Genomic DNA, 13,227 nt, shown 5'->3' on the forward strand with positions numbered 1-13,227 from the left:
AGGCGCAAGCTCTTGTTGGGGGCACAGGCCAGGGGGTAGCGACTGTTTAGCAAAAACACAGGGCTCTGCTAAGTCGGCTTCAAGACGACGTATAGGGCCTGACGCCTGCCCGGTGCCTGAAGGTTAAGAGGAGGAGTGCAAGCTCTGAATTGAAGCCCAGGTAAACGGCGGCCGTAACTATAACGGTCCTAAGGTAGCGAAATTCCTTGTCGGGTAAGTTCCGACCTGCACGAATGGCGTAACGACTTCCCCACTGTCTCCAGGACATGCTCAGCGAAATTGAATTCTCCGTGAAGATGCGGAGTACCCGCGGTTAGACGGAAAGACCCCGTGCACCTTTACTGCAGCTTCAGAGTGGCATTAGGAAAGAACTGTGTAGCATAGGTGGGAGGCTTTGAAGCATTGGCGCCAGCTGATGTGGAGCCATAGGTGAAATACCACCCTGTTGTTTTCTGATGTCTAACCTCGAACCATTAGCTGGTTCAGGGACCCTCTGTGGCGGGTAGTTTGACTGGGGCGGTCGCCTCCTAAAGAGTAACGGAGGCGCGCGAAGGTTGGCTCAGGCCGGTTGGAAACCGGCTGTTAGAGTGCAATGGCATAAGCCAGCCTGACTGCGAGACTGACAAGTCGAGCAGAGACGAAAGTCGGTCATAGTGATCCGGTGGTCCCTCGTGGAAGGGCCATCGCTCAACGGATAAAAGGTACGCCGGGGATAACAGGCTGATAACCCCCAAGAGCTCATATCGACGGGGTTGTTTGGCACCTCGATGTCGGCTCATCACATCCTGGGGCTGGAGCAGGTCCCAAGGGTTTGGCTGTTCGCCAATTAAAGTGGTACGTGAGCTGGGTTCAGAACGTCGCGAGACAGTTTGGTCCCTATCTGCCGTGGGCGTCGAAATTTGAGAGGAGTTGACCCTAGTACGAGAGGACCGGGTTGAACGTACCTCTGGTGTACCTGTCGTCGTGCCAACGGCGCAGCAGGGTAGCTATGTACGGACGGGATAACCGCTGAAAGCATCTAAGCGGGAAGCCTCCCTCGAGATAAGATTTCACAGGACGGTGAGAGACCATCACCTTGATAGATCGGATGTGGAAGTGCGGTAACGCATGGAGCTAACCGATACTAATCGTCCTATTCGCGCTTGAGAGTCCCACCATCAACGACAGCCCTGGCTGTCCAAGACGGTCGGATGATGAAAGCTCGACGCCAGAAACAACAAGCTCTTCAATGTGCACGCATCGATTTTAAACCTAACTCGTAACCCCGTCCGAATGGCATCCGCCATCTCGCCGGGGTCCCCGCGAACCATCATCTCGCGGGGCTGCCGCCGCCGGCTTCATTGCCTGGTGACCATAGCGTCGGTGTCCCACCCGATCCCATCCCGAACTCGGCCGTGAAACCCGACTGCGCCAATGGTACTATCGCTTAAGCGATGGAAGAGTAGGTCGTCGCCAGGCATTGCAGCCGGCGCGCATACGAGAAGAACCCATTCGCAAACTCGTCCCCAAAGGACACCGTCGCCTCCGCCACAAAGCGGAGGCGCTCGTGTCTCAAGGACAAAACTTCAGTGTCGCGGGGTGGAGCAGCCCGGTAGCTCGTCAGGCTCATAACCTGAAGGTCACAGGTTCAAATCCTGTCCCCGCAACCAAAATAAAATAGAACACGATGCGCCGCCCCGAGGGGCGGCGTTATCGTTTGTAGCAAGGCGACCAGACTTTGGCTCCCTGCGGCCTGAACCCTGGTGCCCGGGCCTAGTGTCCAACCGTCTTCACGTGCTTCATGCATGCGTCAGGAAACATTTGGCTGCTTTACCAAGCACGGACGTAGCGGGACGTGTACGCGGCCATGCGACGTATCGACCCACTTCCTTGCGAGCCTGTGATCCTTGACGCCAACGCGCCTATCAGACGCCATTCTAGGTTGCGTTAGTTGAGAGAATGACGCCGCGGCTCAACGTTGTTCGATAGTGGCCGCACGCAGGGTGATACGCGTCATTTCCGATGGGCGACCGAGCCGAAGCGCGAAGCCTGGCCAGAGGCCGGTGCCATTGCTGACGTACAACGTCATTGCTCCAACCGTGTAGCGTCCCGATACGAAGCCGCCATTGGCAGGCCCGAGTGCGCCGGCGAGGCCGGCAATCATGCCACCGTGAGTGTGGCCCGAGAGCTGTAGCGAAATCCCAGCCGCTGCCGCCGTGCGCGCATCGCGCGGCTGATGGTCGAGCAGGATCACGCGTGCGGCGGCGGGGGCGCCGGCCAGCGCCGCCTTTAGATCGGGCGGCGGTTGGCCCACCGATGCCGCGGAAAGATCGGTCACCCCGGCGATGACGATCGCATCATTCCCGCGCTCCAGTGTTACATGCGCGTTAGGTAGCATTCGTACACCCAGAGTGGCGAGATGCCGCATCCAGCCCGCATAGTCGAAAAAATATTCGTGGTTACCCGGCACGGCAACGACGCCATCGGGCGCGCGCAAGCCGGCTAGCGGTGCGACATCGCGGCGGCGCATCGGTACCGACCCATCGATGAAGTCGCCGGTGACAACGATCAGGTCGACGTTGCTGGCGTTGGCGTGCGCTACCACCGCACGAGCCCATCGTTCGGTGAACAGACGGCTGATGTGAAGATCAGTCAGCTGCAGCAAGCGATAACCATCGAAGCGACGCGGCAAGCCGGCGATCGTAACGTCGATATCGCGGATTGGCGGAACCCTGATCGCGTTCGCTACGCCGATGGCCGCCAGGATCGCGGCGAATGCTGCCGCCGTATAGCGGATGCCGTCCGGCACTCCCACCATCCGTAGATGAAGGAGCGACACCAGCAGTACGGTGACGTCGACCAGAAGCTGTAGCAAGGCCAGCAACAGCAAGGCACCGAATGCCCAGTTGAATAGAATGACGAGGGGGCGGGGAAATTCGGGCGCGAAGACGGAGCCAGACGATAGACGGCTCCAATAGTGGAATTGCGATGCGCCCAGGAAGACGATCGCCAGTACCGCCTTGACCCACAACGGGAGGGCCAGGGGTGAGAGCCAGCGAGCGAAAACGTACAGGCACGGTACGGCAAAGATCAGGTGGAAGATCGTCCTTCTCCTCGTCAAATCGTGCAAGCTGCGATTGCCGGCCACGGGGGGCAATTGATCGTGACGTCGCGCCGCATCCTAGCGCGCATCAGCGCTGGATGGGAGCGACGGTTGGTAAAGATGCGTTGATCCCGCCGCTTTTGCGAGAGCGCTCGAGGAACGACGACGCGTGTCTGATTAGGAGTTGCGGGAAGGCGGCTATGGCTGGGATCGGCGAGGTCACAACGTAGGGCGCGAGGTTGCAATCCAATGCGTCGGTAGGAGATCGACGGGGCGTCGCTCGCCGTTATGGCGCGAGCCGCCGTGTCGTCGAGATGAGGCGTATGTCGTGAGCGGGAGACAAGGATTAGGTCTCGGTTGACCGATCGCGCGCCGCGCATCGTAGGGTGCCGATCATGGACGAGATGCCGGATCCTATCCTCGCCTTGTACGCCTGTGGGCGCCGCGACTGTCGATCCGCGAGGTCGAGACTGTATCGCCGGCTTTCCGATGCCGGCGCCCAAACATTAGACGGTAAGTGGTGATATCATCTGGCCCATACTGCCGAAGATGCGGCGGTAGCGCGCAATTTCATGTGGGTCTCCCGTTGCCTTGGCGGGATTGTCCGATAGCTTGACGGCGGGGCGGCCGTTCGCGCTCACGACCTTGGCGACGAGCGAGATCGCGTCGAGCCCGCTCGTGCCGTCGGGCGCGCAGCCGCGGAAATCGTTGGTGAGATTGGTGCCCCAGCCGAAGCTCATCCGCACGCGGCCGTTGAAGTGGCGGTAGGTCTCCTCGATCGACTCGACGTCCATGCCATCGGAAAAGATCAGCAGCTTCTTTGCCGGATCGCGGCCGTGCGCGCGCCACCAAGCGATGATCTGCTCGCCCGCGTCGATCGGCGGCAGGCTGTCGGGGCGGAAGCCGGTCCAGTCGGCGACCCATGGGGGCGCCCCCGCGAGGAAGGCGGCGGTGCCGAACGCGTCAGGCAGCACGATCAAGAGGTTGCCGCCGTAATGCGCGCGCCACGCGTCGAGCACGCGATAGGGCGCGCTGACGACATCGGCGTCGCTGTCCGCCAGCGCGGCGAGCACCATCGGCAGTTCGTGCGCGTTGGTGCCGATCGCCTCTAGATCGTTGTCCATTGCGAGGAGCACGTTCGACGTGCCGATGAAGCGCGGCCCGAGCCCCTCCTTCAGCGCCTCGACGCACCAGCGCTGCCACAGGAAACTGTGCCGGCGACGGGTGCCGAAATCGGACAGCATCAGATCGGGCAGGGTGCGCAGCCGCTCGACCTTTGCCCACAGCTTCGCCTTGGCGCGGGCGTAGAGCACGTCGAGCGCGAACCGCCCCATGTCGCGCATCGCGGCGCGCGAGCGAAGCTCGTTGACGATCGTGAGCGCCGGAATCTCCCACATCGTCGTGTGCGTCCACGGCCCTTCGAAGCGCAGCTCGAACTGACCGTCGTCTCGGCGCAGCGAATAGGGTGGCAACTGGAAGTCGGCGAGCCACGCGAGGAAATCCGGCGCGAACATCCGCTGCTGGCCGTAGAAGCTGTTGCCCGCCAGCCAGATCAGCTCCTTCTTGGTGAAGCGCACGGTGCGCGCGTGATCGAGCTGCGCGCGCAGCTCGCCCTCGTCGATATCGTCGGCGAGGCGGACCGATGTGGTGCGGTTGATCAGCGCAAAGGTCGCCTGCACGTCCGGGTACAGGTGCCGGATCATCTGCAGCATCAGCAGCTTGTAGAAATCGGTGTCGAGCAGGCTGCGGACGATCGGATCGAGCCGGAAACCGTGATCGTAGGTGCGGCTCGCGATATCGGTGACGGCCATCGATGTTCGTCCGGCGGAAGGGGCGGCAATGGGTGGCGGAGTACGACCGCGGCGACACGGCCGGTGCCGCGACGAGGTGCGTCGATAGCGCCGCTATTCGCCGCCGGCGGCGCGCTGCTGGGCGGCGCGCTCGATCAGCGTCTTCAGCGTCTCGTCGAAACGCCCCTCGCGTTCGGCCTGGCGCAGGAACTGTACCTCATCGACCAGGATCTCGCGCGGGGTCGGCTGCTGCGCGAATTGCGTCGCGACCGCATCGGCGAACGCGTCGAGCGGCATGTAGCCCGGCCGGTTGGCCTGCCCCGGCGTGAGATCGGTCTGGACGCCCGGCGGGGCGAGCTCGATCACCTCCACCTTGCCGGCGAGCTGCGTGCGTAGCGAGACGGTGTACGAATGCATCGCCGCCTTGCTGGCCGAATAGGTCGGCGCGGCGACGAGCGGCACGTAGGCGAGCCCCGACGTGACGGTGACGATCGCGGCGTCCGGCTGGCGAACCAGGTGATCGATCAGCGCGTCGGTCAGCCGGATCGGGCCCATGACGTTGATCGCCAGAGTCGCCGCGGCATCGGCGAGATCGCGCGGGGCGGTGAGATCCTCGAATTTCATGATCCCGGCGTTGTTGAACAGGACGTTGAGCGACGGAAAATCGGTGACGATCGATGTGGCGAACGTCGCCACCGCCGCGGCATCCTCGACGTCGAGCGTGCGCGTGTGGATCCGCTCGCGTCCCGCCGCGGCGCGATCGAGCGCCTCCTGGCGGCGACCGACGACGATCACCGTGTCGCCGCGATCGTGGAAGCGGTGCGCCAGCGCTTCGCCGATCCCGCTGCCGCCGCCCGTCATCAGGATGGTATTGCCGCTCGTCTTCATGCTGATTGCTCCGCGGGGGGATGGTGATGCCTGCGATAATGATCAGGCGGGGCGATCGTTCATTGCCAGAAGGCAGGAGCGGCTTGTGGGCGCGGGACGGAGGCAATAGCGTCGCGGGGCTGCACGAGGAGAGAAAGTGATGGCGCGGCGCCTGCTCGATCTGTCGATCACGCTCGACAACGATACAGTCGCCGATCCGCCGGGAACGCAGCCGCGGATCAGCTACAGCGCGCATCACGATACCGTCGCGCAGGTTGCGGCTTCGTTTCCTGGTCTGGCCGCGGCCGATCTGCCCGACGGGCAGGGCTGGGCCGTGGAGCGCGCCGATCTCTCGACGCACAACGGCACGCACATGGATGCGCCGTACCATTATCACGCGACGCAGGATGCGGCGCTTCCGGGCGGCGCCCGGCGGGCGATGACGATCGACGAGATCCCGCTCGACTGGTGCTGGCGGCCGGGCGTGAAGCTGAACTTTCGCCATTTGCCCGACGGCCATGTCGTCGGCAGCGCAGAGATCGCCAACGAACTGGAGCGGATCGGCCATAAGCTGCAGCCGCTCGACATCGTGCTGGTCAATACCGCGGCGGGGGCGGCGTTCGGGCAGCCCGATTATGTCAGCCGCGGCTGCGGCATGGGACGCGAGGCGACGCTGTTCCTCGCCGGGCAGGGCGTCCGCGTCGTCGGCACCGACGGCTGGTCGTGGGACGCGCCATTCGTCCACACGGCGCGGCGCTGGCAGGAGACCGGCGACGCGTCGATCATTTGGGAAGGGCACAAGGCGGGGCGCGAGATCGGCTATTGCCAGCTCGAGAAGCTCGCCAACCTGGACCAGCTGCCGCCTACCGGGTTCGAGGTGATGTGCTTCCCGGTCAAGATCAAGGCGGCGAGTGCCGGCTGGAGCCGCGTCGTCGCGGTGCTGCCCGACTGAGCGCTCGCGGCGTGCCGGATCGGCTCAGTTTCCGCGATAGGTCGAGTAGCCGTAGGGGCTGACGACGACGGGGACGTGATAGTGGCCGCCAGCGTCGGTAATGCGAAAGGTGACGGTAATTTCCGGGAAGAACGGCGTGGCGGCGCGATCGGGATAGGCCGCCATGTCGAAATCGAGCCGGTAGTCCCCGGGCGCGAAGGACGTGGGATCGCCGAAGCTGCGCACCCGGCCGTTCTGGTCGGTGCGGCTGCTGGCGATCTTCTTCCAATCACCCGTCGGCGTGCGCTTCGACAGGACGACGGGAACGTCGCGGCCGCCGACGCCCCGGGCGAGGTCGAGCACATGGGTCGAGATCTCCGCGGCGGATGCCGGCGTCGCGGCGAGGGCAAGGGGGGCAAGTAGGGAGATCGGGGTGATCCGGTGGTTCATGGCGCAGTCTCTTGAAAGGTCGATCGGACGATTGGGCGGCAACCCTGGCCGAACCAGATCGGCGGCGATCAGGCAATACCGGCGTGCCTCACGAATACCGTCGAGCCGAGCAATGAGCGTGCCCTGTGCGCGGTTGCAGACCCGAACGCGCGGGTGCAAGGGTCGCACCATGCTCGACACGCTCGCCCCGATCGCGGCCGAGGCCGGCGCGCTGCTGATCGCCCGCCGCCAGACGATCGCGGTGGCCGACGGCGCCACCGGCGGCCTGATCCTCGCAGGGTTATTGACCGTGCCCGGCGCGACGCGTTTCTGCCGCGGCGGCGGCGTGGTCTACTCGCTACGCGGCCGCGACGTGCTGCTCGGGCTGCCGCGCGACGCTTATGCCGGCATGGAATCGGTGACCGAGGCGTATGCGATGCTTCAGGCAGAGGCGATCCGCGTGCGGTTCGGCGCCGACTGGGCCGTGGCGGAGAGTGGCGCCGCCGGGCCCGACCGGCATCCGCGCGGCGCGCCGATCGGGCGCAGCTGCATCGCCGTCGCCGGGCCGGCCGGTGGCGTCGCGACGACCTTCGAGAGCGGGATCGAGGACCGGATCGCGAACATGGCGGCGTTCGCGCAGGCGGCGCTGCGCTTCGTCGTCGACGTGCTCGACGCCGCGCCTACGCCGGACGGTGACGAGCGAGACTGAGGCGATCGGCTAACGGTCGATCCAATCCGAAGCAGGTCGCGGGACGCGACTCGCCGTCATCCAAAGGTCGACACCGCTTCCGTCGGCCCGCGAAGCCGCAACCCCGCGTGGGACGGGTGGCGCCGCGGCTACCGTCGGCTATAGCCGGCGCGATCGGAGGGCGGGATGCAGGATTACGACGTGGTGATCGTCGGGGCGGGCCATGGCGGCGCGCAGGCGGCGATCGCGCTCCGCCAGGTGAAGTTCGACGGCACGATCGCGGTGATCGGCGACGAGCCCGACCTGCCGTACGAGCGCCCGCCGCTGTCGAAGGAATATCTTGCTGGCGACAAGCCGTTCGACCGCATCCTGATCCGCCCGGCGAGCTTCTGGCAGGAGCGCGGTGTCGAGATGTTGCTCGGCCGTGAAGTGACGGCAGTCGATCCGGCGGCGCATCGCGTCACGACGGCGGGCGGCGAGACATTCGGCTATCGTCATTTGATCTGGGCTACAGGCGGCGCGCCGCGCCGGCTGACGTGCGCTGGCCACGATCTTGCCGGCGTGCACACGGTGCGCACCCGCGCCGATGCCGACCGGATGATGTGGGAACTCGCCCGCGTCGAGCGCGCGGTGGTGATCGGTGGCGGCTATATCGGGCTCGAAGCCGCCGCCGTTCTTGCCAAGTCCGGCAAGCAGGTGGTGCTGCTCGAGGCGCTGTCGCGCGTGCTGGCGCGCGTCGCGGGCGAGCCGCTGAGCCGCTTCTACGAGGCCGAACACCGTGCGCACGGCGTCGACGTGCGGCTCGCCGTGGCGGTCGACTGCATTCTCGGGGAGGGCGGCCGGGCAAGCGGCGTGCGGCTCGCCGACGGGGAGATCGTCCCGGCGGAGATGGTGATCGTCGGGATCGGCATCGTTCCCGCCGTCTCGCCGCTGCTCGCCGCCGGAGCCGCGGGCGGCAATGGGGTCGCGGTCGATGCGCAGTGTCGCACCAGCCTTTCCGACGTGTCCGCGATCGGCGACTGCGCGCTGCACGCCAACGCCTTCGCGGACGACGCGGCGATCCGGCTCGAATCGGTGCAGAACGCCAACGATCAGGCGAATGTCGTCGCCAAAACGATCGCCGGGCAGGACGCCGCCTATCACGCGGTGCCGTGGTTCTGGTCCAACCAATATGATCTGAAACTGCAGACCGTCGGCCTGTCAGCGGGATATGATACGGCAGTCATGCGCGGCGATCCGGCGACGCGCAGCTTCTCGCTGGTCTATCTGAAGCACGGCCGCGTCGTCGCGCTCGACTGCGTCAACGCGGTCAAGGACTATGTCCAGGGGCGCAAGCTGGTCGAGACCGGCGCCGTCGTCGCGCCCGAGCGGCTGGCCGATGCATCGGTGCCGTTAAAGGAAATGTAGGCGGCGGATAGCGGTGAGCGGCGACGACCGCCGCATGCGTTCGCGTCGGCCGCTATGCCGTTCGGCCCGCGACCGCCGCCGGCGTCTCGCCGTTCCATGTGGCGAGCGATGCGAGAAAGGTGTCGGCCGGTACGGGACGGCTGACGTGATAGCCCTGAACGTAGTCGCATCCCAGCGCGCGCAGGAATTCGAGCGTGGCGGCGTCCTCGACGCCTTCCGCGACGACCGTCAGCTGCATCTGGTGCGCCAGATCCAGCGTCGATTTGACGAGCAGCGCGTCCTGCGGCCGGGTGCGCGCATGCTGGACGAAGCTGCGATCGATCTTGAGTTCGTTGAGCGGCAGATTGCGCAGGTAGGTGAGCGTCGAGCGACCGGTGCCGTAATCGTCCATCGACACCGCGATCCCGCGCGCGCGATAGGCGTTGAGTGTCGCGATTGCGCTGTCGGGATCGGACATCGCCGCGCTCTCCGTCACCTCGAAGATCAACGCGGTGGGCGGCACGGAAGCGGCATCAAGCATCCGATCGACCTGCGCGTTGAACGCAGGGTTCGACAGCAGCTTGGCCGAGATGTTGATCGCGGCGGTGAGATTATGGCCATCGCGCTGCCAGCAGGCGACATCGGCAAGCACCGTCTTGAGGACGTGCAGCGTCAGCGGCACGATCCGGTCCGCCTGTTCAGCCAGCGGAATGAAGACATCGGGCGCGATGAAGCCGCGCGTCGGGTGATACCAGCGGACAAGCGCCTCGGCGCTGCGCACCCGCCCGCTCGAAAGGTGCAGCTTCGGCTGATAGTGGACCGATACGTGGCCGGCGGCGATCGCATCGTCGAGTTCGCCCATCAGCGATACCGACCGTTCGAGTGCGTCGCGGCTGGTGATCCCGCCGTGCCAGAATTCGCCCGCCGCCGCGGCCTCGTCCGCCGCGACGGCGGCGGTCGAGAAGCATTCGGCGACCGACGCGCCGATCGCGGTGCCGATCACCGCCGCGACATCGATCTTGCGCCCGGCGACCTCGACCGGCTCGAGCAGAATCGCGCGCAGCCCGGCGACGAGATCCTCCTCTGCCTGTTCGGTCGACAGCGCGAAGGCGAGCCGATCGCTGCGCACGCGGTAGATCAGCCCGTCGGCGGAGGCGAGGCGCAGACGCTCGGTGATCCGCACGATCGCCTGCGCGAGATCGACGGGTGACAGGACCGCCGCGAGGCCGTTGTAATTGATCAGCTGGACAACGCCGATCGCGCCGGTCGGCGGCGCGGCAAGCTCGAGCAAGGCACGCTCGTTGGGCAGCGCCGTGGCGCTGTCGGTCAGCTGCTCCTCGCGGAAACGATGGCTGACGATCTGCGCCAGCGACAGCATCAGCACGACCGTGAGCATTCCGATCCCGATGCCGAGCGGATAGTGGACGAGGAAGCGGTGCTGCGCGATCATCACCGCCGCCGCCAGCAGCGCCGTCGCGCCGGCAAATGCGGCGATCGCGATCGAGGCCCGCCGCGCGCGGGCGATCGGCAGTGCAAGAATGAGCGCGAGCATCAGGACGGCGACGGGGCCGCCGCGCACCGGCACACCCGCAAGCAGCGTTTCCGCGGCGAGCGCCTGGACCACCACACCCGGCAGGACGCCGGCATAGGTTGCCGCGTAGCGATCGCCCATCTCGATCGCCGTCGCACCGATCAGCACGTTGCGATCGCGGATCAGGGCGGGGTTGAAGCGGCCGCTCGCGAGCGCGGCGAAGCTCAGCCGCGGCACGCTGGCGGGGCGGATCGAGAAGTCGATCGGAAAGGTCGCGTCGGCGGTGCCGGATCGACTGGCGATATAGGCTGAAAGCGTCGGGCGCGGCGTCGCTGCCGTCGTCGTCGCGAGCGGCATGTCGCGGACCAGGCCGTCGACATCGGGCTGAATGCTGACGGAGGCGAGCGCGGCGTGGGCGCGGAAGGCGGCAATCGGCAGCGAGTCGATGAAGCGCGTGCCGCCGGTCTGCGCTTGCTGACTAAACGTCGGCAGCGCGACGAGGCCGCCCGAACGGGCTAGCGCGCGCGCGAGCATCGCGTCGTCTTGCGGATCGGAGCGGGCCGAAAGATCGACGTCGAACACGATCGATGCAGCGCCGGCACGGCGCAGCTGATCGATCGCGCGCGCATAATGGCGCCGTGGCCACGGCCAGCGACCGATCGCCGCCATGCTTGCCGCGTCGAGCTCGACCACCACGACCTTCCCGCTCGCATCATGCTCGTTCGCGGCGAAGCGCAGCGGTTCCAGCCCGCGCTCGAAACGGCCGCCGACCTGGCCCGTCATCATCAGCGCGCCGGCGAGCACCGCCGCGAGCATGATGAGCCAGATCCGCAGCCGTGTTCGCATCAGAACGCGCGTGCGAGCCGCAGCGATACGCGCGGATTGCGGTTGCCCGTGTCGAAGCGATCGGCGTTGAGCGGCAGCGCGACCTCGACCAGCCAGTCGAAGCGGCCGGTGCCGACGCGCGCGCCTGCACCCGTAGAGGCGAGCGAGCCGCCGCCGAAGCCCTGGCGCAGATTGTCGACCATCCCGCCATCGACGAAGCCGTAGAGCTGCGCGCGATCGATGACGTTACCGATCAGCCGCCCGGCGTCGTAGCGTAGCTCGAGCGAGCCGAGGACGCCCTGGTCTCCGGTCCGCTCGGCATAATCATAGGCGCGCGCGAACGCCGGGCCGCCGACGCCGAGCTCGACGGCTGCCAGCAGCGGACGCGAGGCGATCTGCCCGGCGGTGGCGACGTTGACGCTGACGCGCGGGGCGAGTGGGCGGACCCAATCGAGTGCGTAGGTGGCGCTGGCAAAGCTCGCGTCCCCATCGAGGCGCGAAGCGAGCGGCGCGCCCTCGCGCGTCGTTCCGTCGAACGGCAGGCCGGCGGTGGCGGTGAGCTCCGCACGCAGTACGCCGCCGCCGACCAGGGAGGTTCCGTTGAACGTGCCGGTGAGCGTCGACAGCCGGTCGCGGCGCAGCGTTTGCCCGGCGATCATCTGGTCGCTCCCCAGCGCGCGCAGCTCGAGCCCAGCCCACCAGCTCTGCTTGCGCGTGCGGACGAGCGGTTGTTGCACGGCGATGGCGGCGTCCGCGCTGCGACCGACGACGTCGAGCGCGGCGAGCGCGCCGCCGGGTTCCGACCGGGCGAGTGATCCGGCGATCGAGACGATCATGCCGGACGCCGTCAGCGGCGCGGTGTAGCGCGCGCGCAGGAAGGCGAACTCCGACAACTGCAGCGGCGTCTGCGAGGCGATCACGGCGAACTCGTCGCCGTCCTGCGCGATGCCGCGCAGGCTGGCGAGCAGCGTGGAGCGGATCGGACCGACTTCCTTGCTGCCGCGATTGTCGATCTGGACATAGGCGCTCGCCGGATCGGCATCGATCGTGACGAGCAGGATGCCGAAGCCGTCCTGTCGGACGAAGCGGGTATCGACGACACGCACGCCGGGTAGATCGCCGACGAGCAGCAGCGCGCGTTCCAGATCACGCTGGCGCACGCCCTGGCCGCGGCGCAGCGCGCGGGCGAGAATGCGATCCGCCGCCGCGTTGCTCTTGCCGATGACGCGCACGGCGTCGATGCGGCCGAGGTCGATCGTCACGCGCAGGACGCCATCGGTCAGCGGTTGCGCGGGGATCGTGGCGGTGGCGAAGGGATAACCACGCGCGCGGGCGACCGCGGCGAGGCTGTCCGCCGCCTGTGCGAGGCCATCGCGCCCGAGCTTCTGCCCGGTGATCGCGGCGATGGCGGCGGCAAAGGCGTCGAGCGGGATCGGGGCCTGGCCGGTTACCGTCACCGCGCGGATCACGCCGGTGATCGGCGGTACGGCGGCCTGATCGACCGGCGGCGCGGCCGGCGCTTGCGACGGCGCGGGTGCCGGCGTCGCGACTTGCGGCAGTGTTCGCTGAATGACGGTCGGATCGGCGCGATCGAGCACGACCTGCGCCGCGGCGCCTGTCGGCAGTGCTACCGACACGACCATCGCCAACAGTTTCGGCGAACCCATTCGAAACGCTCCTCGGTACCAGCGCCGAGCG

At 66.7% G+C, this 13,227-nt stretch carries 9 protein-coding genes, 1 tRNA gene and 2 rRNA genes (1 of these 12 only partly in view); 6 read left to right on the top strand and 6 right to left on the bottom strand.

The window, feature by feature from the left end:
* The 3 genes from F1C10_RS14110 to F1C10_RS14120 all read left to right on the top strand — a co-directional run.
* Positions 1-1,147: ribosomal RNA gene (locus F1C10_RS14110) — 23S ribosomal RNA — on the top strand (it extends 1,631 nt beyond the left edge of the window).
* Positions 1,148-1,343: 196 nt separating this feature from the next.
* A 5S ribosomal RNA gene (rrf, locus tag F1C10_RS14115) occupies positions 1,344-1,458 on the top strand.
* Positions 1,459-1,572: 114 nt separating this feature from the next.
* Positions 1,573-1,649: transfer RNA gene (locus F1C10_RS14120), tRNA-Met, on the top strand.
* 302 nt (positions 1,650-1,951) lie between these two features.
* On the opposite strand, the gene F1C10_RS14125 is transcribed toward F1C10_RS14120, so the two are convergent.
* The 3 genes from F1C10_RS14125 to F1C10_RS14135 form a co-directional block, all read right to left on the bottom strand.
* Positions 1,952-3,127 (bottom strand): metallophosphoesterase, encoded by a 1,176-nt coding sequence (locus tag F1C10_RS14125; RefSeq protein WP_258042939.1) that lies wholly within the window; start codon positions 3,125-3,127, stop codon positions 1,952-1,954.
* Between the two features lie 461 nt (positions 3,128-3,588).
* The gene (gene pncB / locus F1C10_RS14130; RefSeq protein ID WP_185207109.1) at positions 3,589-4,893 is read right to left on the bottom strand and encodes a nicotinate phosphoribosyltransferase; all 1,305 of its coding nucleotides are present in this window, start codon (positions 4,891-4,893) and stop codon (positions 3,589-3,591) included.
* Positions 4,894-4,986: 93 nt separating this feature from the next.
* On the bottom strand, positions 4,987-5,760 hold the full coding sequence (locus tag F1C10_RS14135) for an SDR family oxidoreductase (RefSeq protein ID WP_185207111.1): 774 nt from the start codon (positions 5,758-5,760) through the stop codon (positions 4,987-4,989).
* Between the two features lie 139 nt (positions 5,761-5,899).
* On the opposite strand from F1C10_RS14135, the gene F1C10_RS14140 reads away from it, so the two are divergent.
* Entirely contained in the window at positions 5,900-6,691 is a 792-nt protein-coding gene (locus F1C10_RS14140) for a cyclase family protein (protein WP_185207113.1), read from the top strand.
* Between the two features lie 24 nt (positions 6,692-6,715).
* Here the strand turns inward: F1C10_RS14140 and uraH are convergent, their stop codons facing one another.
* Positions 6,716-7,120 carry a hydroxyisourate hydrolase gene (uraH, locus tag F1C10_RS14145; RefSeq protein ID WP_185207115.1) on the bottom strand — a complete coding sequence of 135 codons (405 nt, stop codon included), beginning with the start codon at positions 7,118-7,120 and terminating at the stop codon, positions 6,716-6,718.
* A 169-nt stretch (positions 7,121-7,289) separates the two neighbouring features.
* On the opposite strand from uraH, the gene F1C10_RS14150 reads away from it, so the two are divergent.
* Both F1C10_RS14150 and F1C10_RS14155 read left to right on the top strand, forming a co-directional pair.
* Positions 7,290-7,808 (top strand): CinA family protein, encoded by a 519-nt coding sequence (locus F1C10_RS14150; RefSeq protein WP_185207117.1) that lies wholly within the window; start codon positions 7,290-7,292, stop codon positions 7,806-7,808.
* A gap of 165 nt (positions 7,809-7,973) precedes the next feature.
* Positions 7,974-9,194 (top strand): NAD(P)/FAD-dependent oxidoreductase, encoded by a 1,221-nt coding sequence (locus F1C10_RS14155; RefSeq protein ID WP_185207119.1) that lies wholly within the window; start codon positions 7,974-7,976, stop codon positions 9,192-9,194.
* A gap of 52 nt (positions 9,195-9,246) precedes the next feature.
* Here the strand turns inward: F1C10_RS14155 and F1C10_RS14160 are convergent, their stop codons facing one another.
* Both F1C10_RS14160 and F1C10_RS14165 read right to left on the bottom strand, forming a co-directional pair.
* Positions 9,247-11,550, bottom strand: a complete 2,304-nt coding sequence (locus tag F1C10_RS14160; protein ID WP_185207121.1) for a bifunctional diguanylate cyclase/phosphodiesterase — start codon at positions 11,548-11,550, stop codon at positions 9,247-9,249.
* Complete coding sequence (locus tag F1C10_RS14165; protein ID WP_258042940.1) at positions 11,550-13,196, bottom strand: ShlB/FhaC/HecB family hemolysin secretion/activation protein; 1,647 nt, start codon at positions 13,194-13,196, stop codon at positions 11,550-11,552. Before F1C10_RS14165 ends, F1C10_RS14160 begins: the two co-directional genes overlap by 1 nt.
* Between the last annotated feature and the right edge of the window lie 31 nt (positions 13,197-13,227).

The sequence above is a fragment of the Sphingomonas sp. NBWT7 genome, assembly GCF_014217605.1.
Taxonomy (GTDB): Bacteria; Pseudomonadota; Alphaproteobacteria; order Sphingomonadales; family Sphingomonadaceae; genus Sphingomonas.

What these genes read in the sequence shown, in the direction of transcription:
- F1C10_RS14160 (WP_185207121.1), bottom strand. Translation starts at nt 11,550, where the DNA reads ATGCGAACACGGCTGCGGATCTGGCTCATCATGCTCGCGGCGGTGCTC.
- uraH (WP_185207115.1), bottom strand. Translation starts at nt 7,120, where the DNA reads ATGAACCACCGGATCACCCCGATCTCCCTACTTGCCCCCCTTGCCCTC.
- pncB (WP_185207109.1), bottom strand. Translation starts at nt 4,893, where the DNA reads ATGGCCGTCACCGATATCGCGAGCCGCACCTACGATCACGGTTTCCGG.
- F1C10_RS14135 (WP_185207111.1), bottom strand. Translation starts at nt 5,760, where the DNA reads ATGAAGACGAGCGGCAATACCATCCTGATGACGGGCGGCGGCAGCGGG.
- F1C10_RS14150 (WP_185207117.1), top strand. Translation starts at nt 7,290, where the DNA reads ATGCTCGACACGCTCGCCCCGATCGCGGCCGAGGCCGGCGCGCTGCTG.
- F1C10_RS14155 (WP_185207119.1), top strand. Translation starts at nt 7,974, where the DNA reads ATGCAGGATTACGACGTGGTGATCGTCGGGGCGGGCCATGGCGGCGCG.
- F1C10_RS14165 (WP_258042940.1), bottom strand. Translation starts at nt 13,196, where the DNA reads ATGGGTTCGCCGAAACTGTTGGCGATGGTCGTGTCGGTAGCACTGCCG.
- F1C10_RS14140 (WP_185207113.1), top strand. Translation starts at nt 5,900, where the DNA reads ATGGCGCGGCGCCTGCTCGATCTGTCGATCACGCTCGACAACGATACA.